Origin of the sequence: Siccirubricoccus sp. G192 (genome assembly GCF_019084075.1) — a bacterium.
Lineage (GTDB): Bacteria > Pseudomonadota > Alphaproteobacteria > Acetobacterales > Acetobacteraceae > G192.
Genome location: NZ_JAHREN010000001.1, coordinates 5,240,318 through 5,261,920, shown reverse-complemented (window position 1 = coordinate 5,261,920; position 21,603 = coordinate 5,240,318). Strand labels below are relative to the sequence as shown.

Below are 21,603 nucleotides of genomic sequence, written 5' to 3'. Positions count from 1 at the left end.
GACCGGGGAGAGCAACGCGGCATTGGCCAGCGCATGTCCTCGGGAGATGAAGCGATGGGCACTCTGGACGGCAAGGTGGCGCTGGTAACTGGCGCGGGCAGGAACATAGGCCGCGCCATCGCGCTGCACCTGGCGCGCGACGGTGCCGCGGTTGTGGTCAACGGCCGTTCCGATCGTGCCGCCATCGAGGCGGTCGCGGGCGAGATCGTCGCCATGGGCGGCAAGGCCCTTGCCCATCTGGCCGATGTCTCCGACCCGCATGCGGTTGCGCAGATGGCCGAGTTCGCGGCGGCCAGGCTGGGCGGCATCGACATCGCGGTGTCGAATGCCGGGCTGCGACGCCAGACGCCGTTCCTCGACATGTCCTTCGAGGAATGGCGGGAGATCCTGGCCGTGGCGCTCGACGGCGCCTTCATCCTGTCGCAGGCGGTCGTGCCGCACATGATCCGCCGCGGTGGTGGCGCGATCATCGGGCTCTCGGGCATCTCGACCCATATCGGCACACCGAACCGCGCCCATGTCTCTGCCTCCAAGGCGGGGCTCGAAGGTCTCATGCGGGCGCTTGCGGTGGAGTTGGCGCCCCATGGCATCCGCTGCAATTGCGTGGCGCCGGGCGCCATCGACACCCTGCGCGGCGCCTCGGCAGGCACGCTGCCGGCCACGCGCGGCGATGCCACCGTGCCGCTGCGGCGCAAGGGTTCGGTTGACGAGATCGCCGCCATGGTCCGTCTGTTGGCCGGCCCGGAAGGCGGCTATGTCACGGGCCAGACGATCCACGTGAATGGCGGCGCATTCCTGACGTGAGTTGCCCTGCCTTTCCGGTCCGGACGTGACTCGGCCAGGAGTGCCGCCGGCCATCACCGGCGGTAGATGTATGTCGCGCCCTTGGTCAATCGGCCCAGAAAATACCCCGCAATGGCAGCGCCGCTGATCGCGGCCAGTGGGTGGTCCCACACCAGATCCGCAAGGGCGTCCGACCGGCGGGCCACGGCGGCCTCCGCCTGCCTTGCATAGGCATCCACCCGCGCGCTCGCCGCGGCCAGCCTGGGCGCAACGGGCTCGGCCGAGACTTCGTCGAGTTCCTCTCGAAGATGCCGGATTTCGGTCTGCGCCGACTCGCCGGCTTCCCTGGCCGCGTCCTTCGCGCCGCCCGCGGCATTGCGGACCGTCCCCGCCGCATGGTCGGCCGCGCCCTCCGCCTGCAGCTTGGCGTCACCCAGCACGCGGCCGGCGGCCGCCTCGGCCGAACCTTTGGCCTGCTGCGCTGAGCCGGCGATGCGATCCTCATCCATCGGCAATCTCCTCCCGATGCCTTCTGCCTGAACCCGCGGCCAGGCTGATGCGCCCTTGCAACGCTGCCGCCGCCAGGGAGTTCACCCTTCGGTGCATGGCGCGGTAGGCGCTCGGCCATCCAGACCACGGTGCCCGCACTATTGCATCTCCACCGTCGTCAGGTCCTGGAACCAGGATTGAGCAGAGACAAAGCCGCGCACGCGCCGGCTCATGGCGCGCGGATTGAGGTCGTGCACGACCCACAGCCAGGGCGGGTTGTCCACCAGACGCTCATGTGCCGTGCGCAGGAGCGCCTGAACACGTGCCGGGTCTGCCTCCACCTCCAGCGCCGCAAAGGCGGCCTCGAACGCCTCGTCGCGCCACTGGCCGGAGTTCGAGCCGCGCGGGGAGAAGCTGGACGCAAGGAACCAGCGTGCCATCTGGGACGGATCGGAGGAGATGAGGGAGATGTTCACGGCATCTGCACCAAGCCACCCCGGGGCCGTGGGCTCGGATCGGAGCGCGATGAGCAGCGTGTTCCATTCCACAACCTCGAAAGCGACCTCCACACCGCAGTTCTCGCGCAGTGATTGCTGCAGGAACTCGTTCATCGGCAGCGGCAGCATCTGGCCGGAGCCTGAGTTGGAGATGCCGATACGCAGCCGCAGCGGGCGCTGCGCGTTGAAGCCTGCCTCAGCCAGCAGGGCACGACCTCGCGCGGCATCCAGTCGATATCGGTTCTGCGGGTTGCCGAAATTCGGGTCATCCGGCTTGAAGAATCCGACCGACGGCTCGGCGGTGCCGTTCAACAACTGCACCATCTCAGCGCGATCGAAGCAGTAGTTCAGGCCCTGCCGCACGCGCGGATCCGCCGTCGGGCTGCTTTGGCGGCCGGCGGCGAATACCCAGGGCCAGACATGCGGGTAGGAGTTCGTCACGATGTTGAAGCCCGCCTGACGGAGGCTGGGGATGGCGTCGGGCGGCGGCACCTCGATCCAATCGACCTGGCCTGAGCGCAGTGCGGCAAGGCGGGTATTCGCCTCAGGCATGGGCAGCAGCACGATACGGTCGAGGCGCGCCCGGCGGTTCGTGTCCCAGTAGCTGTCGTTGCGACCGAGCTCGACAAGCTGGCGGGGCACGAAGCGCGTCAGGCGGAACGGGCCTGTTCCCGCCGCCGGCAGCGCGGCGACACGGGCCCAATCGCGCCCGCCCTGCTCCCAGGAATTCGGCGAGGTGAGCAGGATGTTGCTGACGATGTAAGGCGTGTAGGAGATTGGCCGCACCGTTTCCAGCTCGACCGCAAGGTCATCCAGCTTCCGGTATGCGGTGAGCACCGAAACCCGCCCGCGCGCAATGGCGCTGCCAGCCGGATCGAATTGCGGACTGTCATTGCGGAAGAAACGATCCAGATTCCAGATTACCGCATCGGCGTTGAAGGGCGTGCCGTCATGAAAGACGACGCCGGCCCTCAGCGAGAACCGCCATTTGCGGGGGTCGGCGGCATCCTGCTCCCAGCGCTCAGCCAGTCCGGGGCGCAAGGTTGCCACCTGGTCAGGGCGCGACAGATCCCAGAGCACCAAAGCCTCGAATATCGGATAGCCGAGGAAACGCATGCCCTCGGAGCCATTGTTCGGCATCCCGGTGGTGGTTGGCACGTCGGTCGCTGTCATTGCGATCCGCAACGTCCGGGGCGATGGCTGCGCGTCAGCCGGCCGCCCTGCCCCCGCAATGAGGCTGACCAGCGTGAGCACGGCAGCGCCAACGGCGTTCCTCATCCCGTCTCCTCCCCTCGCTGTCCGAAGCGTGGGGGCGCCCAAGGTCGAAAGTAAAGGGGCTTCAGTGCCTTCCCGGGAATGGCCCTGGCCGGGTGATTTCACTCGGGCGGAGTTTGCTCTAGCGTCACGCTGATATGCCATCGCCTCGCCGGTTGCCGGCGGGCAGGAGGAAGCCACGATGAGCACCGCCGAAATCGACCGCGCCATGGGTTTCGCGCCCGATTACGACAGCCCGGTCCCCTACATGGCGCGCACCCGCGCCTACTACCAGGCGATCGGCTACGACCCCTATCGCTGGGCGCACTACCGCGACGTGCCCTTCACCCCCTTTACCAGGAAGCTGTCGGAAAGCCGCATCGGGCTGATCACCACCGCAGCACCCTACGACCCTGCCAAGGGGGACCAGGGGCCCGGTGCGCCCTACAATTCCGGCGCGAAATTCTACGAGCCGTATTCAGGGGACACAGCCGCCGACCACGACCTGCGCATCTCCCATATCGGCTACGACCGCAAGCACACCACCGCGACCGATTGCAACAGCTGGTTCCCGCTGCCTCTGCTGCGTGCGGCGGTGAAGGCCGGGCGGATCAAGGAGCTGTCCCCCCGCTTCCACGGCGCGCCGACCAACCGCAGCCACCGCCACACCGTCGAGATCGACTGCCCCGAGCTGGTGCAGCGATGCCAGGAAGACGGCGTGGACGCGGTGATCCTGGTGCCGAACTGCCCGGTCTGCCACCAGACCTGCAGCCTGGTGGCGCGCGCCCTGGAAGCCGCAGGCATCCCGACCGTCATCATGGGCTGCGCCAAGGACATCGTGGAGCATTGCGGCGTGCCGCGTTTCCTGTTCAGCGACTTCCCCCCTGGGCAACAGCGCCGGCAAGCCGCATGACCCGGAGAGCCAGGCCCGCACGCTGGAACTGGCGCTGCGCGTGCTGGAAACCGCGCCGGGGCCGCGCACCACGGTGCAGAACCCGATCCGCTGGACCGAGGACGGGCTCTGGAAGAACGACTACAACAACCTCGAGCAGATCGGCGAGGCGGAGCTGGCCCGTCGGCGCGAGGAGTTCCTGAAGCAGAAGGCGGTCGCCAAGGGCCTGCGCGAGAAGGCGGCATGACCGGCCCAGGTGCCCGCCCCTTCGAGGGCGTGAAGATCCTGGACTTCACCCAGGTGCTGGCCGGCCCCTTCGGGGTCTGCCAACTGGGGTTGCTCGGCGCCGATGTGATCAAGGTGGAACGCCGCGAGGGTGAGGATGCGCGGCGCAATCCGCAATCCCGCGAATGGGCGGAACGCAACCAGGCACCGTCCTGGCAGGCGATCAACCTGAACAAGCGCAGCCTGACGCTGGACCTGCAGAAGCCCGAGGCCATCGCCATCCTCAAGCGGCTGGTGGCCGAGGCCGATGTGGTGACGGAGAATTTCCGCCCCGGCGTGATGGAGCGGCTGGGGCTTGGCCATGACGTGCTCTCCGCCATCAATCCGCGCATCATCTATTGCAGCGTCTCCGGCTTCGGCCATACCGGGCCGGACCGCAGGGAGCCGGGCTATGACGGGCGCATCCAGGCGATGTCCGGCATCATGGCCATGACCGGCCATCCCGGCGGCGATCCGCTGCGCGCCGGCTTCGCGATCTGCGACGTGCTGTCCGGCATGACCTCGGCCTTCGCCATCTCCTCCGCGCTGTTCCAGCGCACCCATACCGGCCAGGGGCAGAGGATCGACGTCTCCATGCTGGAATCCACCCTGGCCTTCCTCAGCGGCCAGGTGGCGGACTGGACGGTGGGCGGCTTCCAGCAGAAGCAATGGGGCAACCAGGCCGTCAGCCGTCGCGCCACGGCCAACCTTTTCAGGGCGCGGGACGGGCACCTGCTGCTGGCGGCGAATACCGACAAGCAGTACGAGATCCTGATGCGGGAGCTGGGCCTGACCCGGCTGTTCGACGATCCACGTTTCGCCGACTGGTTCCTGCGGCTGGAGAACCAGGCCGAATTGCGCGAGAACCTGGAGGGTGTGCTGACCCAGGACGACGCCGCGAATTGGGAGGAGAGGCTCACCGCCGCGGGCGTGCCCTGCGCCCGCATTTGGCGGGTGGACGAGATCATCGAGCACCGCCAGGTCCTGGCCCGCGACGCCCTGCAGGATGTGGAGACGCCCTGGGGCAATAGGCGCTTCGCCACTACCGGCTTCCGCATGGCGCATGGCGGTGCCCGCATCGACCGCCCCGCGCCGCAACTGGGCGCGCATACGGATGAGGTGTTGCGCGAGGCTGGCTACACCGAGGCGGAGATCGCCGCCTATCGGGAAGCACTGGTGATCTGATCCGGGCGGCCCGCGCCGGACCGGGCGCGGGCCGTTTCTTCGCCAGGGCCGGGCGGCGAAAGACACGCCTCCATCCGCGTCACGCCTCGACGGGTGTCGCCCAGGGCGCGGCGGCCAGGCGGCGCGCCAGGAACTCGATCACCGCGGCGACGCGGGCCGGCCGCAACCCGCCGGGCGGCGTGACGATGTTCAGCGCGATCGGCGGCATCGACCAGCCCGGCATCACCGCCTCCAGCCGTCCGGCGGCGAGATCCTCCCACACCAGGAACTCCGGCTGCACCGCGACACCCAACCCGGCCAGCAAGGTCGGCATCAGCGCGTCGCCGTTGTTGGCGCGCAGCGGGCCGGCCGGCGTGACGACCGCCTCCTCGCCCGAGGCGTGGATGAAGCGCCAGCGGTCTGGGCTGGGCAGATAAGCATAGCCGAGGCAGGCATGGCCGGCGAGGTCCTGCGGCTGCCCCGGGCGGCCGCGGCGCGCGAAATAGGCGGGCGCGCCCACCAGCAACCGCCGGATCCGGCAGAGGCGCCGCGCCCGCAGGCTGGAATCGGCGAGCGCCGCGATCCGCAGCGCCAGGTCGAAGCCGCCGCCAACCAGGTCCACCTGCTCGTCGCCGAGATGCAGGTCGACCGAGACCTCGGGATAGGCCGCAAGTAGCTCCGGCAGCAGGGGCGCCAGATGCGCGATGCCGAAGGACATCGGCGCGGCCAGCCGCACCAGGCCCCTCGGCGCGAGGGATTGCGACATGGCCTCCGCCTCCACCGCCTCCGCCTCGGCCAGGAGGCGGGTGGCGCCGGCGGCGGCGGCACGGCCGGTCTCCGTCAGGGCAAGGCGCCGGGAGGTGCGGTTCAGCAGGGCCGCGCCGACCCGCGCCTCCAGCCGGGCGACGGCCTTGGAAACGGTCGCCTTGGACAGGCCGAGCTCAGCGGCCGCGCGGGTGAAGGAGCCGGTCTCCGCCACCTTGGCGAAGACCGCCCAGGCTTCGAGGTCGGGCAGGCGGGGCATGGGCAAATCCGGAAACGATGAGTTTCCGTTGTTTCCCTTTTCTGTCCCTCCGCCAAGGCCGATCTTCACACCAGACGGATCGGACGCCCCTCCGCAACAGGAGGTCAGCCCGATCAATCCTCAACCGACACCATCCGAATCAATCAGGGAGTCACAGATGACCAAGGTCCTCGTCCTCTACTATTCCAGCTACGGCCACATCGAGACCATGGCCGATGCCGTTGCCGAGGGCGCGCGCAGCGCCAGGGCCGAGGCGGTGGTGAAGCGGGTGCCGGAACTGGTGCCCGAGGCGGTGGCGCGCGCCAGCCACTACAAGCTCGACCAGGCCGCGCCCATCGCCACGCCGGCCGAATTGGCGGAATACGACGCCATCATCGTCGGCACCGGCACCCGCTATGGCCGCATGACCTCGCAGATGGCGAATTTCTGGGACATGACCGGCGGCCTCTGGGCGCAGGGCAAGCTGATCGGCAAGGTCGGCGCCGCCTTCACCTCCACCGCCACCCAGCATGGCGGCCAGGAGACGACGCTGATGAACATCCACACCATGCTGCTGCACCACGGCATGGTCATCGCGGGCCTGCCCTATTCCTTCCAGGGGCAGATGCGGCTGGATGAGGTGGTCGGCGGCGCGCCCTACGGCGCCACCACGATCGCCGGCGGCGACGGCTCCCGCCAGGTCAGCGCGACCGAACTGGAGGGCGCCCGCTTCCTCGGCCGCCACGTGGCCGAGATCGCCGGCAAGCTGGCAGCCTGACACCGGCACGGAGCGTTGCTGCCGCCATGCGTCGCTGGTCCGCAGCGCGCATGACTGGCGCAATGGCAAAGAGGTGCAGCCACGAAGACGGAATAAAGGAAAGATCGCAATGCAACTCCACGGAATCCACCATCTGACCGCCGTCTCGGCGGATGCGCGCGGCAACCACGACTTCTACACGCGCGTGCTCGGGATGCGGCTGGTCAAGAAGACCGTCAACCAGGACGACGTCTCCGCCTACCACCTGTTCTACGCCGATGGCGCGGGCAACCCCGGCACCGACCTGACCTTCTTCGATTGGCCGGCCGAGCAGGAGCGGCGCGGCACGCATTCCATCGTCCGCACCGCGCTGCGGGTGGCGGGCCAGGAGGCGCTGGACTACTGGACCGCCCGCCTCGACGAGGCGGGCGTGCAGCACGGCCCGGTGCGGGAGGTGGACGGCCGGAAACAGCTCGATTTCGAGGACCCGGAAGGCCAGCGGCTGACGCTGGTGGATGATGGCGGCGCCGGTCCGTCCCACCCCTGGGACCGCAGTTCCGTGCCGGAGGCCTACCAGATCCGCGGCCTCGGGCCGATCACCATCAGCGTGCCCGACCTCGCGCCCTCCGACCACTTCCTCACCGGTGTGATGGCGATGCGCCAGGGGCGCAGCTATGCAGCGCCGGACGCGGCCGGAGTGACGGTGCATGTCTACGAGATGGGCGAAGGCGGCCCCGCGGCGGAACTGCATGTGCGGGTCGAGCCCGACCTGCCGCCGGCGCGCCCCGGCGCGGGCGGTGTGCACCATGTCGCCTTCCGGGTGCGCGACGAGGAATACGCCGCCTGGGTCGAGCGGCTGCAACGCCTGCACATCCGCTCCAGCGGCCCGGTGGACCGCTTCTGGTTCCGCAGCCTCTACACGCGGGAGCCGAACGGCATCCTCTACGAGATCGCCACCGACGGCCCGGGCTTCGCGACGGACGAGCCGCTGGAAGCGCTGGGCGAGCGCCTGGTCCTGCCGCCCTTCCTGGAGCCGCAGCGGGCGGAGATCGAGCGCGGCCTGAAGCCGATCTGATGCAGGGCGCGGGAGAGACAGATCATGCGTGACGTGACCGGAGGCACGGGGCCGCATGCCGGCCAGCCGATCGCCACGATGGGAGCGCCGCCCGCGGAGGCCGCAGGGGCGCTGATCCTGGCGCATGGCCGGGGCGGCGATGCGGAGGAGATGCTCGGGCTTGCGGGGCTGGTGGCCCCGCCGGCGCTCGCCTGCCTCGCGCCGCAGGCCGCCGGCAACACCTGGTACCCCTACCGCTTCACCGAGCCGGTCGCCCGCAACGAGCCCTATCTGTCCTCGGCGCTCGCCGTCCTGGACGACCTCGTGGACCGGCTGGTCGGGGATGGTGTTCCTGTGGAGCGCATCGCCCTGCTCGGCTTCTCGCAGGGCGCCTGCCTGGCGCTCGAATTCGCCCGCCGGCGCGCGCAGCGCCTCGGCGCCGTCATTGGCCTCAGCGGCGGCCTGATCGGCGACAGCGTGGCTCCGGCGACGGGCGCGCCGATCTTCGCGGGCATGCCGATCCTGCTCGGCTGCAGCGAGCGCGACCCGCATATCCCGATCGGACGGGTGCGCGAGACCGAGGTCGTGATGCAAGCGCTCGGGGCCGAGGTCGTCACCCGCATCTACCCGGGCGGCGACCACGGCATCAACGAGGACGAGGCGGGGATCGCGCGCCGGATCCTCGCGCGCGTGGCGGGAGCCACACCGCCAGCCTAGGGTTGGCGGCGGCAGACACCCGCCACGATCCAACCAGGTGCCACCTGCACGGGAACCCAAGGGAGCAGAGACCATGAGCTGGCAACCCGCCGAAGACCCCGAATGCCCGGCCCCGCCCAATGGCGTGGAGCTCGTGCTCCTGCCGCGCGCCCATGACGTGGGCGGCTTCGAGGCGCGCCGCGCCCTGCCGGCAAAGGAGCGGCAGATGGTCGGCCCCTTCATCTTCTTCGACCAGATGGGGCCGGGCGAATTCCTCGCCGGGCATGGGCTGGACGTGCGGCCGCACCCGCATATCGGGCTCTCGACTGTCACCTACCTGTTCGAGGGCGAGATCCTGCACCGCGACAGCCTCGGCTCGCACCAGCCGATCGTTCCGGGCGACGTGAACTGGATGACCGCAGGGCGCGGGATCGCGCATTCGGAGCGGACCGACCAGGCGCTGCGGGTCCATGGCAACCGCCTGTTCGGCATCCAGTCCTGGGTTGCGTTGCCGAAGGCGGCGGAGGAGGCAGCGCCGGCCTTCGTGCATCACCCCGGCGCATCCCTGCCGGTGATCGAGGATGGCGGGGTCCGGCTGCGGCTGGTTGCCGGCGAGGCCTGGGGCCTCGCCTCACCCGTCGCCGTCTCCTCGTCCCTCTTCTACGCCGATGCCGCCCTTTCGGCCGGCAGCGCCTTGCCCCTGCCGGAAGGGCAGGAGGAACGCGCAGCCTACGTGCTGGACGGCGAAGTCGAGGTGGCGGGTGATCGCTTCGAGCCGGGCCGCATGCTGGTGTTCCGTGCCGGGGACCGGCTGGCGCTGCGCGCCGGGCCGCGGGGCGCGCGCCTGCTGCTGCTCGGCGGCGCGGCGATGGACGGGCCGCGCTACCTGTTCTGGAACTTCGTCTCCTCCTCGCGCGAGCGGATCGAGCAGGCCAAGGCCGACTGGAAGGCCGGAGGTTTCGGCAAGGTGCCAGGCGACGAGACGGAGTTCATCCCGCTGCCCGAGCGCGTGGCGATGCGGGCGGGGAGCCGGCCGGCGGAGCCCGGGCGGGCCAGCGAGGGTTCGCCCACGAGCTAGCCGGCATCCTGCCACCTCAGGGCCAGGCAGTTCCTGGAGACATGGCGACGCGAACTCCGGCACAGAACAGAAGGAAACAGGCATGGCGCAGCGACAAGGCAGAGCGGACGGGCGCGAGGGTGGGGAAGGCTCGGTGGCTGAGGCGCACCAGGCGCCACGCGGGGATGCCAGGTCGGGGCCGCGCCGTATCAGCCTCGCGCTCCAGGGCGGCGGCGCACATGGCGCCTTCAGCTGGGGGGTGCTCGATCGCCTGCTGGAGGACGACCGCATCGTCATCGAGGCGGTCAGCGGCACCAGCGCCGGGGCGATGAACGCCGCCGCACTGGCGGCCGGCCATGCGCAGGGCGGCCGGGAGGGCGCCCGGCGGGCGCTCGACCGGTTCTGGATCAGCACCAGCGAATACGCGGCCTTCAGCCCTTTTCAACGGACCCCGGCGGACCGGCTGTTCGGGCGCTGGAACCTCGACCGCTCGCCAGGCTACCTCGTGTCCAGCCTGCTGAGCCGGCTGTTCTCGCCCTACCAGACCAATCCGCTCAACTACCAGCCGCTGCGCGAGATCCTCGCGAGCCAGATCGACATGGAGGCGGTGCGCGCCTGCCAGGCCATGCGGGTCTTCATCACCGCCACCAATGTCCGCACCGGGCGCTCGCGGGTCTTCGGCCAGGAGGATCTCTCGCTCGACGCCCTGCTCGCCTCCGCCTGCCTGCCGCATCTCTTCCAGGCCGTGGAGATCGACGGAGACCCGTATTGGGACGGCGGCTACATGGGCAACCCGGCGATCTGGCCGCTGATCTACGGTTGCCAGACCTCGGATGTGGTGCTCGTGCAGATCAATCCCCTGGTGCGCAATGGCGTCCCGCAGACTTCGCTCGAGATCGACAACCGGATGAACGAAATCGCCTTCAATGCCTCGCTCATGCACGAGATGCGCGCCATCGCCTTCGTGCAGCGCCTGCTGGAGCAGGACGCGCTGAAGGAACCCCTCGCGTCGCAGTACAAGAACATGCGCATCCACATGATCGGCGACGAGGAAGGGATGAAGGCGCTCGGCGTCACCAGCAAGTTCAACGCCGAGCGCGACTTCCTCGAACACCTGAAGGCCGCCGGCCGCGCCTGCGCCGGGCGCTGGCTGGAAGCGACCTTCGACGATCTCGGCCTCCGCTCGAGCGTGGACGTCCGGGGCACCTTCCTGTGACAGGCAAAGGAGCAGGAGACATGCTGAAGGGCAGGACCGCAATCATCACCGGCTCGACGAGCGGTATCGGGCTCGGCATCGCCGAGACGCTGGCCGCGGCCGGCGCCGCCGTGATGCTGAACGGCTTCGGCGACCCCGCTCAGATCGAGGAGATCCGCCGGAGCCTCGCCGAGCGGCATGGCGTCAGGGTGGCGTATTCGGGCGCCGACCTGTCGAAGCCGGCCGAGGTGCGGCGGATGGTCGAGCAGGCGGTCGCGGAGCTCGGCGCCGTGGACATCCTGGTCAACAACGCCGGCATCCAGCACGTCGCGCCCATCGACGAATTCCCTGACGACAAATGGGACGCGATCCTTGCCATCAACCTGTCCGCGGCCTTCCACGCGATCAAGGCGGCGGTGCCGGGGATGCGGGAGCGCCGCTGGGGCAGGATCGTCAACGTCGCCTCGACACACGGTCTCGTCGCCAGCGCCGGCAAGGCCGGCTATGTCGCGGCGAAGCACGGCGTCGTCGGCCTGACCAAGGTGGTCGCCCTGGATCTCGCCAATGACGGGATCACCTGCAACGCGATCTGCCCGGGCTGGGTGCTGACGCCCCTGGTCGAGCGGCAGATCGAGGCCCGGGCGAAGGAGGCAGGCATGGCGGTGCAGCAGGCGAAGGAGGAGCTGCTGCGCGAGAAGCAGCCGATGCTCGCCTTCACGACGCCGGAGCAGATCGGTGCCCTGGCCGTATTCCTGTGCTCGGACGGCGCGGCGACCATGACCGGCACCGCGCTGCCGATCGACGGCGGCTGGACGGCGCAGTAGCACCGCGGGCGCCCGGTCTGCCCGGGCGCCGAACAATCGCCAGAGCGCAACTTGTCCGAAAGCCGCCGACCATGACGCTGAATGCCGGGATCGATGACATCGCGAACGTGATCCAGCTTGCGATCGCGCCGGTGTTCCTGCTCACCGCGATCGGCGCGCTGCTCGGCGTGCAGACCAACCGTCTGGCCCGTGCGGTGGACCGCACCCGCCTGCTCGAGGAGCAACAGGGACGGGGGGCGCATAATACCTTGGCGCTGATACCGGGCGAGCTGACGGTGCTGCGGTCCCGGATGCGGCTGATCTACCTGGCGGTCGCGCTGGATGTGATCTGCGCGCTGTTCGTCGGCCTGACGATCGTGATCGCCTTCGCCGAGGCGTTCGTCGGCCTGAACCTGGCGTGGCTGATCGCGCTGCTGTTCGTGGCCGCCATGCTCGCCTTCATCGCGAGCCTCGCGGTGTTCCTGCGCGAGATCTTCCTGGCCGTCGCGCATGCCTGCGGCATGGCCGGCCGATGATCGCCGCTCTTCGGGGGCGGCGCTCGCGGACGCCGCCGCGCGTAGGATATGCGTTGCGCCGTCGTGTCGGGCCGCGGGAAAAGTGGCCTCAATCGGCGGCGCCGGCCAGATCCTTCAGAACCAGGAATGCTTCGGGCCGGCGTGCCCCGCGCGCCCGACCCCGGCCAGGGATCCTTCCTCATGCAATCGACGACCGCCAGCATCCAAGCCGTAGAGGCGCCGGCCAATCCGCGCTCCCGCGTGATCTTCGCCAGCCTGATCGGCACCACCGTCGAGTTCTACGACTTCTACGTCTATGCGACGGCGGCAGTCCTGGTGTTCCCGCACCTGTTCTTCCCGACCGGCAACGAAACCACCGCGCTGCTGTCGTCCTTCGCCGTCTTTGGTGCCGCCATGGTGGCCCGGCCGCTCGGCGCGGTCTTCTTCGGCCATCTCGGCGATAGGCGCGGCCGCAAGACGACCCTCGTCGGCGCGCTGCTGACCATGGGCATCGCGACCTTCCTGATCGGCCTGCTGCCGACCTATGCGACGGTCGGGTGGGCGGCCCCGGCACTGCTGGTGGTGCTGCGGCTGGCGCAGGGCTTCGCGCTCGGTGGCGAATGGAGCGGCGCCGCGCTAGTCGCGACCGAGAATGCGCCGGCCGGCAAGCGCGCCGTCTTCGGCACCTTCCCGCAACTCGGCGCGCCGCTCGGCTTCATCATCGCCAATGGCCTGTTCCTCGCGATCGCCGCACTGCTGCCGTCCGGCGACCCGTCCCGCCCGTCCGCGGCCTTCCTCGAGTGGGGCTGGCGCATCCCGTTCCTGTTCTCCGCCGTCATGGTGGTGGTCGGGCTCTGGGTGCGCCTCAACCTGGTGGAGAGCGCCGCCTTCGAGAAGACGGTGAGGCGCGGGCGCGTCACGAAGTTGCCGCTCGCCACGGTGTTCCGGACGCATGGGAAGGAGCTCGTGCTCGGCACCTTCTACATGCTCGCCACCTATGTGCTCTTCTACCTGATGACCACCTTCTCGCTCAGCTACGGCCGCGCGGCGGCGGATGGCCCGGTACCGGGCCTCGGCTACGACTACACCAGCTTCGTGCTGATGATGATCGTCGGCGTGGTGTTCTTCGGCATCTTCACGCTCCTGTCCGGCCCCTGGGCCGACAGGTGGGGGCGCCGCAGGACCCTCATCTGGGTCACCCTGGCGATTGCCGCCTTCGGCCTGCTCTGGGTGCCGATGCTGTCGGCCGGGTTCCTCGGCGTGATGGCCTGGCTGATCCTGGGCTTCTCCCTGATGGGCATGACCTTCGGCCCGATGGGCGCCCTGCTGCCGGAGCTCTTCCCGGCCAATCTGCGCTACACCGGCTCCGGCATCTCCTACAACGTGTCGTCCATCCTGGGGGCGGCCGTGGCGCCGTTCATCGCGGTGGCATTGTGGCGCGCCGGCGAGGGCAGCCCGTTCTGGGTCGGTGTCTATCTGTCGATGATGGCGGTGCTCACCCTGATATCCCTGCTCCTCGGGACGGAGACCAAGGATGTCGACATCGAAGCGTGAAGCACGAGTTCGCCGACTTCCCCGCCGTCAGCGTGTGAACCCGGCCAGGCTTGCCATGCGCTCCGGCCATGCTCGCCCTCATCGCAAGCCTTGCGCCGTTCCTGCGCCCGGTCACCGAGGCGGCCGGGCTCATACCGCAGGCCTGCATCCCGGCCGCCTGGTCGGCCGGGATCGGGCCGACACTGAGGGGGCAGCAGTCGGGTTTTGGTGCTCAGCTTTCGCCCATGCCTTCGGCGGGCCTGGGCGCGGAGCCGGCGCGGACCTTCTCCTCGATCCGGCGGCCGGTCTCGGGGTCGACGCTTTTCCAGTAGTCGAAGGCGCGCTCCAGCACGGGTGAGCGAACCCCGCCCAGCAGGCTGCCAGCCACCTGGTCGACCAGCTTGTCGCGCTCAGCGTCGTCCATCACCTCGCGCACCAGCGTGCCCGGCTGGCCGAAATCGTCATCCTCGGCGTGGAGCGTATAGGCGCTGCGGACCAGCGCGCCGTCGGCCTCCCAGCCATCCTCGGCCGGGCCGGTCTCGTCCGCCCAGGAACGCTCGCCGCTATTGGGGACATAGACCGGCGCCGCACCCGTGTGGTGATAGTTCATCTGGCCGTCCATCATGTAGGTGTTCACCGGCACCTTGGGCTGGTTGACCGGGAGCTGATGGAAATTGGTGCCGATGCGGTTCCGCTGGGCGTCGTTGTAGGCGAAGGCCCGGCCCAGCAGCATCTTGTCGGGCGACAGGCCGATGCCCGGCACGGTGTTGCCCGGCGAGAAGGCCGCCTGCTCGATCTGGGCGAAGAAATTCTCGGGATTGCGGTTCAGCATCATGGTGCCGACCGGGATCAGCGGATAATCCTTGTGCGACCATGTCTTGGTCAGGTCGAAAGGGTTGAACCGGTAGGTCCTGGCCTCGGCATAGGGCATGACCTGGACCGACAACTTCCAACTGGGATGCTCGCCGCGGGCGATCGCATCGAACAGATCGCGGCGGTGGAAATCGGCATCCTCGCCCGCGATCCTGGCAGCCTCGGCATTGCTGAGGAAGGCCATGCCCTGGTTGGTGTGGAAGTGGTACTTGACCCAGAACTTCTCGCCCTTGGCGTTGATCCACATGAAGGTGTGCGAGCCGTAGCCGTTCATCTGGCGCCAGGTGCGGGGCAGGCCGCGCGGGCCCATCAGATAGGTGACCTGATGCGCGCTCTCCGGATTGCTGGTCCAGAAGTCCCATTGCATGTGGTTGTTGCGCAGGCCCGAATCCGGCAGGCGCTTCTGGCTGCGGATGAAATGCGGGAACTTCATCGGGTCGCGCACGAAGAAGATCGGCGTGTTGTTGCCGACCAGATCGTAATTGCCTTCGTCCGTGTAGAATTTCAGCGAGAAGCCGCGCACGTCGCGCCAAGTGTCGGGGCTGCCCTGCTCGCCGGCCACGGTGGAGAAGCGCGCCAGCATCTCGGTCTTCGCGCCCTTCCGGAACAGGGAAGCCTTGGTATAGGCGGAGACGTCCTGGGTGGTCTCGAACACGCCGAAGGCGCCAGCGCCCTTGGCATGGGGCTGCCGCTCCGGAACCTTCTCGCGGTTGAAATGCGCCATCTGCTCCAGGAAGTGCACGTCATGGAGCAGGACCGGTCCGTTCGGGCCGACCGTCAGGGAGTTGCGGTCGCTTGGCGCCGGTGCGCCAGTGCTCATGGTTGAGCCGGTGGGCTGCTTGGCCATGGTCCCTCCTGTCAGATGCCGCTAGGGCATACGCCTGCATGGAAGCTCCACGTTGCATCCCTGATGCACCGCAATCAACGTTTGAAGCGACCATGCCGCTGCCCGTCTGATTTCCTGGAGCCGACCATCGCATATGGTGCCGGACTTCCCGAATTGCAGCCATCGACGCGCCTGCTGGCAGGCCCGCGGGCCTCTTGCGACAACTTGAACGCCCGCACTTCCGCCGGCTGAACGGCTCCCCTGCACTCCGCGACCGGCATGACAGCCTGATGAATGGCCGCGGCTCCGGCCTGGCTTCCTTCGGCGCCCGGACCTGTCGAGCACCGGGATGTGTAGCGCGATGCATCGCTTCCCGGCCAGCCAGCCCGGTATCGTCGCCGAATCGCAGCCGGTGTCGAAGAACAGGCATCCTGGCATCAGGCCGAACCTCTCGGCGGTTGCGGGCCGCTTTTCTGGCCCTCGGGAAAAGAGGTGCCGACGCTCGCGATCCCGTTCGCGCGGTGCCGCCGGCGGTGGCCTGCAACCACCCATGCCTCGCCCCGTTTAGCTGCCGGGTTCTCCAAGGCGAGGCTCCGCGCTCGAGGATGCCGGGCATGAGCCCTCCTTCGGCCATGGGACCAGCGAGGAGGTGCAGCGTGATCGTGCACGAACGCGGCAGGATCTGGGTCACGGACATCGTCGCCGTTGCCGCGGTTCTGGTGGCTCTTGCGCGCTTGGCAGGCCGGGGCAGGCGCCAGGGGAAGGAAACCTCCCCGGCCGCCACCGTCCGGCGCGGTCCGGCGCGGCACCTTGGCGAGGCCCGGCCGACGAGCCCGGAGGCGATGCACAGCCCGCCGCGGGAGCCCTGGGACAAGGTCGACGAGGCCTCGGATGGATCGTTCCCGGCCAGCGACCCGCCCGGCTACTACGCCATCAGGGTCTGACCGGCGCTCGGCGCGGCAGCAACGGAGGAGCCACCGCCTCCTGCCATCACGGTGTGGTGCCGGCATCGGGCTTTCGGGTTTGCGGCCCTGCGCCGGCGAAGGTTGCCGTGCCGCCGACGGGCGCGGCCGCGTGGTCGCGCATCGGGCTTCATCCATTGGAGGCCGCCATGACCGAGACCGAACACGCGGCAGGCTCACCTCGGGCGGGCGAGGCTTGGCCAAGCCTGCCCCTCGACACCTGGACCGACACCTACACCACGCTCCACCGCTGGACCCAGATCGTCGGCAAGATCCGCCTCGCCCGGGCGCCTATGCTGAACCACTGGTGGCAGACGACCCTCTACGTCACCTGCCGTGGCCTGACGACCGCGCCGATGCCGCACGGGACGCGCCGCTTCCAGATCGACTTCGACTTCATCGACCACCGGCTTCTCATCCAGGCCGATGATGGAAAGCATGAGAGCATCCCACTGGCGCCCTGCTCCGTGGCGGATTTCCACCAGGAGGTCATGGCCCGGCTGCGCGCCCTCGGGCTCGAGACGCGGATCTGGACGATGCCGGTGGAGATCGAGGATCCGATCCCCTTCGAGGCAGACCACACGCACGCCTCCTACGACCCGGACCACGCCAATCGCTGCTGGCGCATGCTCGGGCAGGCCGCCCGGGTGATGCAGGCGTTCCGGGGAGGCTTCCTCGGCAAGGCCAGCCCCGTGCATTTCTTCTGGGGCGGCTTCGACCTCGCGGTGACGCGCTTCTCCGGGCGCCGCGCCCCCTTGCACCCGGGCGTGCCCGGCCTGGCCGACTGGGTGACGCAGGAGGCCTACTCGCACGAGGTCAGCAGTTGCGGCATCTGGCCCGGCGACGCCAGCACCGGCGGGCCCGCCTTCTATGCCTATGCCTACCCGGAGCCGCCGGGCTTCGCGGAGGCGCGCGTCCGGCCCGATGCCGCCTTCTACAGCCGGGAGAAGGGCGAGTTCCTGCTCCCCTACGACGCTGTTCGCCGCGCGGCCTCGCCGGAGGGCGACCTGCTCGCCTTCTTCCAGGACACCTATGCCACCGCTGCCGACCTCGGGCGTTGGGACCGCGACGCGCTGGAGCGGGGGCCGACGGGCTAGAGCCGATCGCCGCAGGGCGGAACCGCCCGGAGGCGGAATCGGCCCTACGAACAACGGGCTACAGCGGCGTGCCGAACCATCAATTCGGCACGCCGCTGCAGGTGCCCTTCGTGAGCCTCGGTGGCGCTAACCACGGTTGGCTGAAGGCCCGCCGCCATGTCGCCTTCGCCCGCTATCATGAACCCGCCCGCATGAACCGGGGCTGCCTGCGGGTCTGGAACGACAGCGAGATCGCGCCCGGCCGCCGCCGTGATGCGGCCGCTGCGAAACCACAGGCCGCTTCGGGCGGGATGGAGCGTTGAGATGGGACTTCTTGTCGACGGCGTCTGGCAGGACCGGTGGTACGATACCGGGAAGAGCGACGGGCGCTTCGTCCGCGGCGAGAGCCGGTTCCGCAACTGGGTCACGCCGGACGGCGCGCCCGGCCCCACGGGTGAGGGCGGCTTCGCCGCCGAGCCCGGGCGCTACCACCTCTACATCTCGCGCGCCTGTCCCTGGGCGCACCGGACCATGATCTTCCGCGCCCTGAAGGGGCTGGAGGATGCCCTCTCCTTCTCGGTCACGCACTGGCTCATGGCCGAACAAGGGATGGACCTTCGAACCAGGCCCGGGCGTGGTCCCCGACACGGTCAACGGCGCACGGTACATGCACGAGATCTACACCCGCGCCGACCCGCGCTACTCGGGCCGCGTCACGGTGCCGGTGCTCTGGGACAAGCAGCGGCAAACCATCGTCAGCAACGAATCCTCCGACATCCTCCGCATGCTCAACAGCGCCTTCGACGGGGTCGGCGCATGGGCGGGCGACTACTACCCGGAGGATCTGCGCGGCGAGATCGATGCCCTGAACGCGCGCGTTTACGACAGGGTGAACAACGGCGTCTACAAGGCGGGTTTCGCCACCACGCAGGCCGCCCATGAGGAGGCCGTCCGCCCACTGTTCGAGACACTGGACTGGCTGGAGGAGCGGCTGTCGGGCCAGCGCTTCCTCTGCGGCGCCCGGCAGACCGAGGCCGACTGGCGCCTCTTCACCACGCTGGTGCGCTTCGACCCGGTCTATGTCGGCCACTTCAAGTGCAACATCCGCCGGCTCGTCGACTATCCGAGCCTCTGGTCCTATACGCGCGAGCTGTACCAGACGCCCGGGATCCGCGGCACGGTCGACTTCGGCCACATCAAGGGGCACTACTACCAGAGCCACGCCACGATCAACCCGACCGGCATCGTGCCGCTCGGGCCTGCCATCGACTTCGACGCGTCCCCGGACCGACGCCTGCCGTAGCGTGATGGTGGCGCGGCTGGGCGAAAGCCGGCGCCACTCGGCCTTCAACTGCGATCTCGTCCCAGGCCTTCGCATGGCTGGGACAATCGATGTTGAGATCGTGGCAGTACCGGTTCCAGAAAGGCACGGCGTCGAACGCTTCCTCCCGGCCGAGGATGTTCAGCGCCGCCGCCCGCCCCATCCGCCTGGCAACCCCCAGTGCTCCACGCGGATGCGCCCGCCGCTATGCGGGTCGGGCCAGCGCGCCACATCGCCGGCCGCCCGTGAGGCGGAGGCGCCAATGCTGGCGGATCGTGTCCCCGAACGTGGTGTAGGAGCTGTGCTCCTCGGCAGGCTGAGCCGCCGGGTCAGGCGGCCACGGCGGGCAGGCTGATAGTGGGATTGTCGCTTACGGAGCTGATGGTTTCCAGGGTCATGTAGCGGGCCCGCTGGGTGGCCCACTCGTCGGACTGCTCGAGCAGGATCGCGCCGATCAGCCTGACGGCGGCGGCATCATTGGGAAAGATGCCGACGACATCGGTTCGGCGCTTGATCTCGCCATTGAGGCGCTCGATGGGGTTGGTGCTGTGGATCTTGGCGCGGTGCTCGCGGGGGAAGTCCATGTAGGCGAGCACGTCATGCTCGGCGGCGTCCATCAGTTCGGCCAGCCTGGGCACCTTGGGGCGGAGCTGGTCGGCGACGCGGCGCCACTGGACATGGGCGGCGGGCGCATCAGCCTCGGCGAAGGCTGTGCCAATCCAGGCGGAGACCAGGCGGCGCTGGGTCTTTCCGGCATATGCCGTGGCGTTGCGCATGAAGTGCACGATCCGAACGCAATTGCAGTTGCGGGGTGGAGGCGCCGCTGCCGCTCGGCTGGCCGGGGGACAGTGGGATGACATGGCGGATCTCCAGGCTGCCATCGCCGACGATGATGCGCTCGATGACCAGTTGCAAGATGGCCTGCTTGTCGGCGAGGCTGGCGTCCTCCAGGCGAGAGCCCACGCGGGCGCAGAAGGCCTCCAGGCTGGTCCGCACCGCCTCGGCCTGGGCGCGCTGCTGACGCAACCGTTCCCTCTCCTGCTGTTGGCGTTCGAGGGCGCGTCGCTCCTCGGCGAGGCGGTGGCGCCGCTCGGACATCTCAGCCAGGCTGACGGCACCAGCCTCGTAGGCATCGAGCAGGCGCTTGTCGGCGCGGCTGGTGCGCTCCATCCGGGTGCGGAGCAACTGGTCGGCGGCGCGCTCGCGGTCGGATCCACCCTCCACGGCGGCGAAGCGCGCGAACTGCGCGACCAGCCGCGCCGGATCGGCGAGCAGGCCCACGACATGGTCCCAGACGGCGGCCTCGACCTCCTCGGCCTTGACGTTGCGGCTCGGGCACCGCTCGGGCCGGGCAGTCAGGATGCAGTCCTTGCCGTGGCACTGGTAGTAGCGCCGCTCCGATTGGCTCACCGTCGCTCGGTAGGTGCGCCCGAACATGGCCAGGCCGCAGGTCCGGCAGGTGAGCAGGCAGCGCAGCAGGTAATTGTACCTCGTGTTGTTCCTGAACGAGAGCGCGGCGTTGCGCGCGAGCTGTGCCTGCGCCCTGTCCCAGGTATCGGCATCGACCAGCGCCGGCACGGAGATGGCAATCCATTGCTCGCGTGGCTTCGGCTGGCGGCATGATGCCTCGTGGCTGCGCGACCCCCGGATGCGAGGCTTTTTGGGCGGCACGAAGCTGTAGCGGTTGGCGTAGGCCGTGCCGGCGTAGATCGGGTCGGCGAGGATGTGGTGCACGACCGACGGCGACCAGGGATGCCGGCCCGAACGGGGGGAAGTGCGGCCCGGCGTTCAGGCGCTTGAGGATCTGCCGGATGGTCATCCGTTCGTCCGTGAGCCACCCATAGATCATGCGGACCAGGTCAGCCTCGCCCTCGTCGACCACGAGGTGGCCCGGCACCGCCTCGCGGCGCGGCACGTACCTATAGCCGTACGGGGCACGGCCGCACTGGTAGTGGCCCTCTCGGGCCTTCTGCAGTTTGCCGCGGCGGAACCGCTCACCCATCACGGCGCGCTCGTATTCCGCGATGGCGCCCTGGATCTGCAGGAGCAACTGGTCGTTCGGGTCATCCGAGATCGGGTGCTGCAGGAACGTCACCTGGCAGCCGGCCTTGCGGAACTCCTCGAGCAGCAGCACCTGGTACGCGTATCGCCGCGCGAGGCGGTCGGGGCTCAGCACCGCGACGTGCTCGACGGCGCCGTCGCGGGCCGCGTCGCGCAGGGCATCAAGGCCGGGCCGGTCAAGGCGCGCGCCGCTGTATCCCTCGTCGCGGAAGACGTGCGCCTCGTCGAGTTCGTGGCCCCCGCCGACCGCCCAGGCCCGCAAGGCTGCGAGCTGGCTGCCGATGGTCTGCTGGCGCTCCTGCCGCTCGGTGGACACACGGGCGTAGATGGCGACGTGCATGGTGGTTCACCTCTCATGCTGGCACCGGCGGGGAATGGCGGTGCGCTGGCTGCCGCCGTGCCGTCAAGCAGGCGGCGGTAGACCTGATCCAGACGATCGGGACCGTCGCGCGTCCGGACCGGGACCGAGCGGACCGTCCAGCGCGGTCCGACGTAGGCGGACGACGATCGCGGCATCGGCGGAGGGCT

Annotated in this window: 20 protein-coding genes and 3 pseudogenes; 16 read left to right on the top strand and 7 right to left on the bottom strand. The window is 69.2% G+C overall.

What is annotated here, in order from left to right; genetic code table 11:
• Nucleotides 1-54: 54 nt before the first annotated feature.
• Nucleotides 55-804 carry an SDR family NAD(P)-dependent oxidoreductase gene (locus KSF81_RS25350; RefSeq protein ID WP_217381330.1) on the top strand — a complete coding sequence of 250 codons (750 nt, stop codon included), beginning with the start codon at nt 55-57 and terminating at the stop codon, nt 802-804.
• A gap of 53 nt (nt 805-857) precedes the next feature.
• Here KSF81_RS25350 and KSF81_RS31690 read toward each other — a convergent pair whose 3' ends face one another.
• Complete coding sequence (locus KSF81_RS31690; RefSeq protein ID WP_217381329.1) at nt 858-1,292, bottom strand: CsbD family protein; 435 nt, start codon at nt 1,290-1,292, stop codon at nt 858-860.
• 138 nt (nt 1,293-1,430) lie between these two features.
• The gene (locus KSF81_RS25340) at nt 1,431-3,047 is read right to left on the bottom strand and encodes an ABC transporter substrate-binding protein (RefSeq protein WP_217381328.1); all 1,617 of its coding nucleotides are present in this window, start codon (nt 3,045-3,047) and stop codon (nt 1,431-1,433) included.
• A gap of 178 nt (nt 3,048-3,225) precedes the next feature.
• Between KSF81_RS25340 and KSF81_RS25335 the strand changes: the two genes are divergently transcribed.
• The 3 genes from KSF81_RS25335 to KSF81_RS25325 are packed head-to-tail and all read left to right on the top strand — an operon-like array spanning nt 3,226 to nt 5,364.
• On the top strand, nt 3,226-3,936 hold the full coding sequence (locus tag KSF81_RS25335; protein ID WP_217381327.1) for a glycine/sarcosine/betaine reductase selenoprotein B family protein: 711 nt from the start codon (nt 3,226-3,228) through the stop codon (nt 3,934-3,936).
• A gap of 40 nt (nt 3,937-3,976) precedes the next feature.
• Nucleotides 3,977-4,162, top strand: coding sequence for a hypothetical protein (locus KSF81_RS25330; protein WP_217381326.1), 186 nt, complete (start codon nt 3,977-3,979; stop codon nt 4,160-4,162).
• On the top strand, nt 4,159-5,364 hold the full coding sequence (locus KSF81_RS25325) for a CaiB/BaiF CoA-transferase family protein (RefSeq protein WP_217381325.1): 1,206 nt from the start codon (nt 4,159-4,161) through the stop codon (nt 5,362-5,364). The genes KSF81_RS25330 and KSF81_RS25325 overlap by 4 nt, the downstream gene beginning before the upstream one ends.
• A 79-nt stretch (nt 5,365-5,443) precedes the next feature.
• On the opposite strand, the gene KSF81_RS25320 is transcribed toward KSF81_RS25325, so the two are convergent.
• A complete protein-coding gene (locus KSF81_RS25320) occupies nt 5,444-6,367 on the bottom strand; it encodes a LysR family transcriptional regulator (RefSeq protein ID WP_217381324.1) in 924 nt (307 codons plus the stop codon).
• A gap of 157 nt (nt 6,368-6,524) precedes the next feature.
• On the opposite strand from KSF81_RS25320, the gene wrbA reads away from it, so the two are divergent.
• From wrbA to KSF81_RS25280, 8 genes are all read left to right on the top strand, one after another.
• Nucleotides 6,525-7,124: an NAD(P)H:quinone oxidoreductase gene (gene wrbA, locus KSF81_RS25315; RefSeq protein WP_217381323.1), complete on the top strand. Its 600-nt coding sequence runs from the start codon at nt 6,525-6,527 to the stop codon at nt 7,122-7,124.
• A gap of 109 nt (nt 7,125-7,233) precedes the next feature.
• Nucleotides 7,234-8,178: a ring-cleaving dioxygenase gene (locus KSF81_RS25310; RefSeq protein ID WP_217381322.1), complete on the top strand. Its 945-nt coding sequence runs from the start codon at nt 7,234-7,236 to the stop codon at nt 8,176-8,178.
• 24 nt (nt 8,179-8,202) lie between these two features.
• Nucleotides 8,203-8,874 (top strand): alpha/beta hydrolase, encoded by a 672-nt coding sequence (locus tag KSF81_RS25305; RefSeq protein WP_217381321.1) that lies wholly within the window; start codon nt 8,203-8,205, stop codon nt 8,872-8,874.
• A 73-nt stretch (nt 8,875-8,947) separates the two neighbouring features.
• Entirely contained in the window at nt 8,948-9,931 is a 984-nt protein-coding gene (locus KSF81_RS25300; protein ID WP_217381320.1) for a pirin family protein, read from the top strand.
• Nucleotides 9,932-10,064: 133 nt separating this feature from the next.
• Nucleotides 10,065-11,126, top strand: coding sequence for a patatin-like phospholipase family protein (locus KSF81_RS25295; protein WP_309139673.1), 1,062 nt, complete (start codon nt 10,065-10,067; stop codon nt 11,124-11,126).
• A gap of 20 nt (nt 11,127-11,146) precedes the next feature.
• On the top strand, nt 11,147-11,929 hold the full coding sequence (locus KSF81_RS25290) for a 3-hydroxybutyrate dehydrogenase (protein ID WP_217381318.1): 783 nt from the start codon (nt 11,147-11,149) through the stop codon (nt 11,927-11,929).
• A gap of 71 nt (nt 11,930-12,000) precedes the next feature.
• Nucleotides 12,001-12,444, top strand: a complete 444-nt coding sequence (locus tag KSF81_RS25285; RefSeq protein WP_217381317.1) for a DUF2721 domain-containing protein — start codon at nt 12,001-12,003, stop codon at nt 12,442-12,444.
• 180 nt (nt 12,445-12,624) lie between these two features.
• Nucleotides 12,625-13,977: an MFS transporter gene (locus tag KSF81_RS25280; RefSeq protein WP_217381316.1), complete on the top strand. Its 1,353-nt coding sequence runs from the start codon at nt 12,625-12,627 to the stop codon at nt 13,975-13,977.
• Nucleotides 13,978-14,188: 211 nt separating this feature from the next.
• Here KSF81_RS25280 and KSF81_RS25275 read toward each other — a convergent pair whose 3' ends face one another.
• On the bottom strand, nt 14,189-15,676 hold the full coding sequence (locus tag KSF81_RS25275; protein ID WP_217381315.1) for a catalase: 1,488 nt from the start codon (nt 15,674-15,676) through the stop codon (nt 14,189-14,191).
• A gap of 635 nt (nt 15,677-16,311) precedes the next feature.
• On the opposite strand from KSF81_RS25275, the gene KSF81_RS25270 reads away from it, so the two are divergent.
• The 4 genes and pseudogenes from KSF81_RS25270 to KSF81_RS25255 all read left to right on the top strand — a co-directional run bounded on the left by KSF81_RS25270 (nt 16,312) and on the right by KSF81_RS25255 (nt 18,996).
• Nucleotides 16,312-16,599 carry a hypothetical protein gene (locus tag KSF81_RS25270; RefSeq protein WP_217381314.1) on the top strand — a complete coding sequence of 96 codons (288 nt, stop codon included), beginning with the start codon at nt 16,312-16,314 and terminating at the stop codon, nt 16,597-16,599.
• A 167-nt stretch (nt 16,600-16,766) separates the two neighbouring features.
• Nucleotides 16,767-17,714, top strand: coding sequence for a DUF5996 family protein (locus KSF81_RS25265; protein ID WP_217381313.1), 948 nt, complete (start codon nt 16,767-16,769; stop codon nt 17,712-17,714).
• A 68-nt stretch (nt 17,715-17,782) separates the two neighbouring features.
• Nucleotides 17,783-18,016 (top strand): hypothetical protein, encoded by a 234-nt coding sequence (locus KSF81_RS25260; protein WP_217381312.1) that lies wholly within the window; start codon nt 17,783-17,785, stop codon nt 18,014-18,016.
• A gap of 1 nt (nt 18,017) precedes the next feature.
• Nucleotides 18,018-18,996: pseudogene (locus KSF81_RS25255) on the top strand (glutathione S-transferase family protein).
• Between the two features lie 347 nt (nt 18,997-19,343).
• Here the strand turns inward: KSF81_RS25255 and KSF81_RS25250 are convergent.
• From KSF81_RS25250 to KSF81_RS32495, 3 genes and pseudogenes are all read right to left on the bottom strand, one after another.
• Nucleotides 19,344-19,799 (bottom strand): annotated as a pseudogene (locus KSF81_RS25250) (transposase); the annotation flags it as partial.
• A complete protein-coding gene (locus KSF81_RS25245; protein WP_217381311.1) occupies nt 19,708-20,748 on the bottom strand; it encodes a recombinase zinc beta ribbon domain-containing protein in 1,041 nt (346 codons plus the stop codon). The pseudogene KSF81_RS25250 and the gene KSF81_RS25245, both read right to left, overlap by 92 nt.
• Before the next feature lie 277 nt (nt 20,749-21,025).
• Nucleotides 21,026-21,415: pseudogene (locus tag KSF81_RS32495) on the bottom strand (recombinase family protein); the annotation flags it as partial.
• Between the last annotated feature and the right edge of the window lie 188 nt (nt 21,416-21,603).

What these genes read in the sequence shown, in the direction of transcription:
- KSF81_RS25350 (WP_217381330.1), top strand. Translation starts at nt 55, where the DNA reads ATGGGCACTCTGGACGGCAAGGTGGCGCTGGTAACTGGCGCGGGCAGG.
- KSF81_RS31690 (WP_217381329.1), bottom strand. Translation starts at nt 1,292, where the DNA reads ATGGATGAGGATCGCATCGCCGGCTCAGCGCAGCAGGCCAAAGGTTCG.
- KSF81_RS25340 (WP_217381328.1), bottom strand. Translation starts at nt 3,047, where the DNA reads ATGAGGAACGCCGTTGGCGCTGCCGTGCTCACGCTGGTCAGCCTCATT.
- KSF81_RS25335 (WP_217381327.1), top strand. Translation starts at nt 3,226, where the DNA reads ATGAGCACCGCCGAAATCGACCGCGCCATGGGTTTCGCGCCCGATTAC.
- KSF81_RS25325 (WP_217381325.1), top strand. Translation starts at nt 4,159, where the DNA reads ATGACCGGCCCAGGTGCCCGCCCCTTCGAGGGCGTGAAGATCCTGGAC.
- KSF81_RS25320 (WP_217381324.1), bottom strand. Translation starts at nt 6,367, where the DNA reads ATGCCCCGCCTGCCCGACCTCGAAGCCTGGGCGGTCTTCGCCAAGGTG.
- wrbA (WP_217381323.1), top strand. Translation starts at nt 6,525, where the DNA reads ATGACCAAGGTCCTCGTCCTCTACTATTCCAGCTACGGCCACATCGAG.
- KSF81_RS25310 (WP_217381322.1), top strand. Translation starts at nt 7,234, where the DNA reads ATGCAACTCCACGGAATCCACCATCTGACCGCCGTCTCGGCGGATGCG.
- KSF81_RS25305 (WP_217381321.1), top strand. Translation starts at nt 8,203, where the DNA reads ATGCGTGACGTGACCGGAGGCACGGGGCCGCATGCCGGCCAGCCGATC.
- KSF81_RS25300 (WP_217381320.1), top strand. Translation starts at nt 8,948, where the DNA reads ATGAGCTGGCAACCCGCCGAAGACCCCGAATGCCCGGCCCCGCCCAAT.
- KSF81_RS25290 (WP_217381318.1), top strand. Translation starts at nt 11,147, where the DNA reads ATGCTGAAGGGCAGGACCGCAATCATCACCGGCTCGACGAGCGGTATC.
- KSF81_RS25285 (WP_217381317.1), top strand. Translation starts at nt 12,001, where the DNA reads ATGACGCTGAATGCCGGGATCGATGACATCGCGAACGTGATCCAGCTT.
- KSF81_RS25280 (WP_217381316.1), top strand. Translation starts at nt 12,625, where the DNA reads ATGCAATCGACGACCGCCAGCATCCAAGCCGTAGAGGCGCCGGCCAAT.
- KSF81_RS25275 (WP_217381315.1), bottom strand. Translation starts at nt 15,676, where the DNA reads ATGGCCAAGCAGCCCACCGGCTCAACCATGAGCACTGGCGCACCGGCG.
- KSF81_RS25265 (WP_217381313.1), top strand. Translation starts at nt 16,767, where the DNA reads ATGACCGAGACCGAACACGCGGCAGGCTCACCTCGGGCGGGCGAGGCT.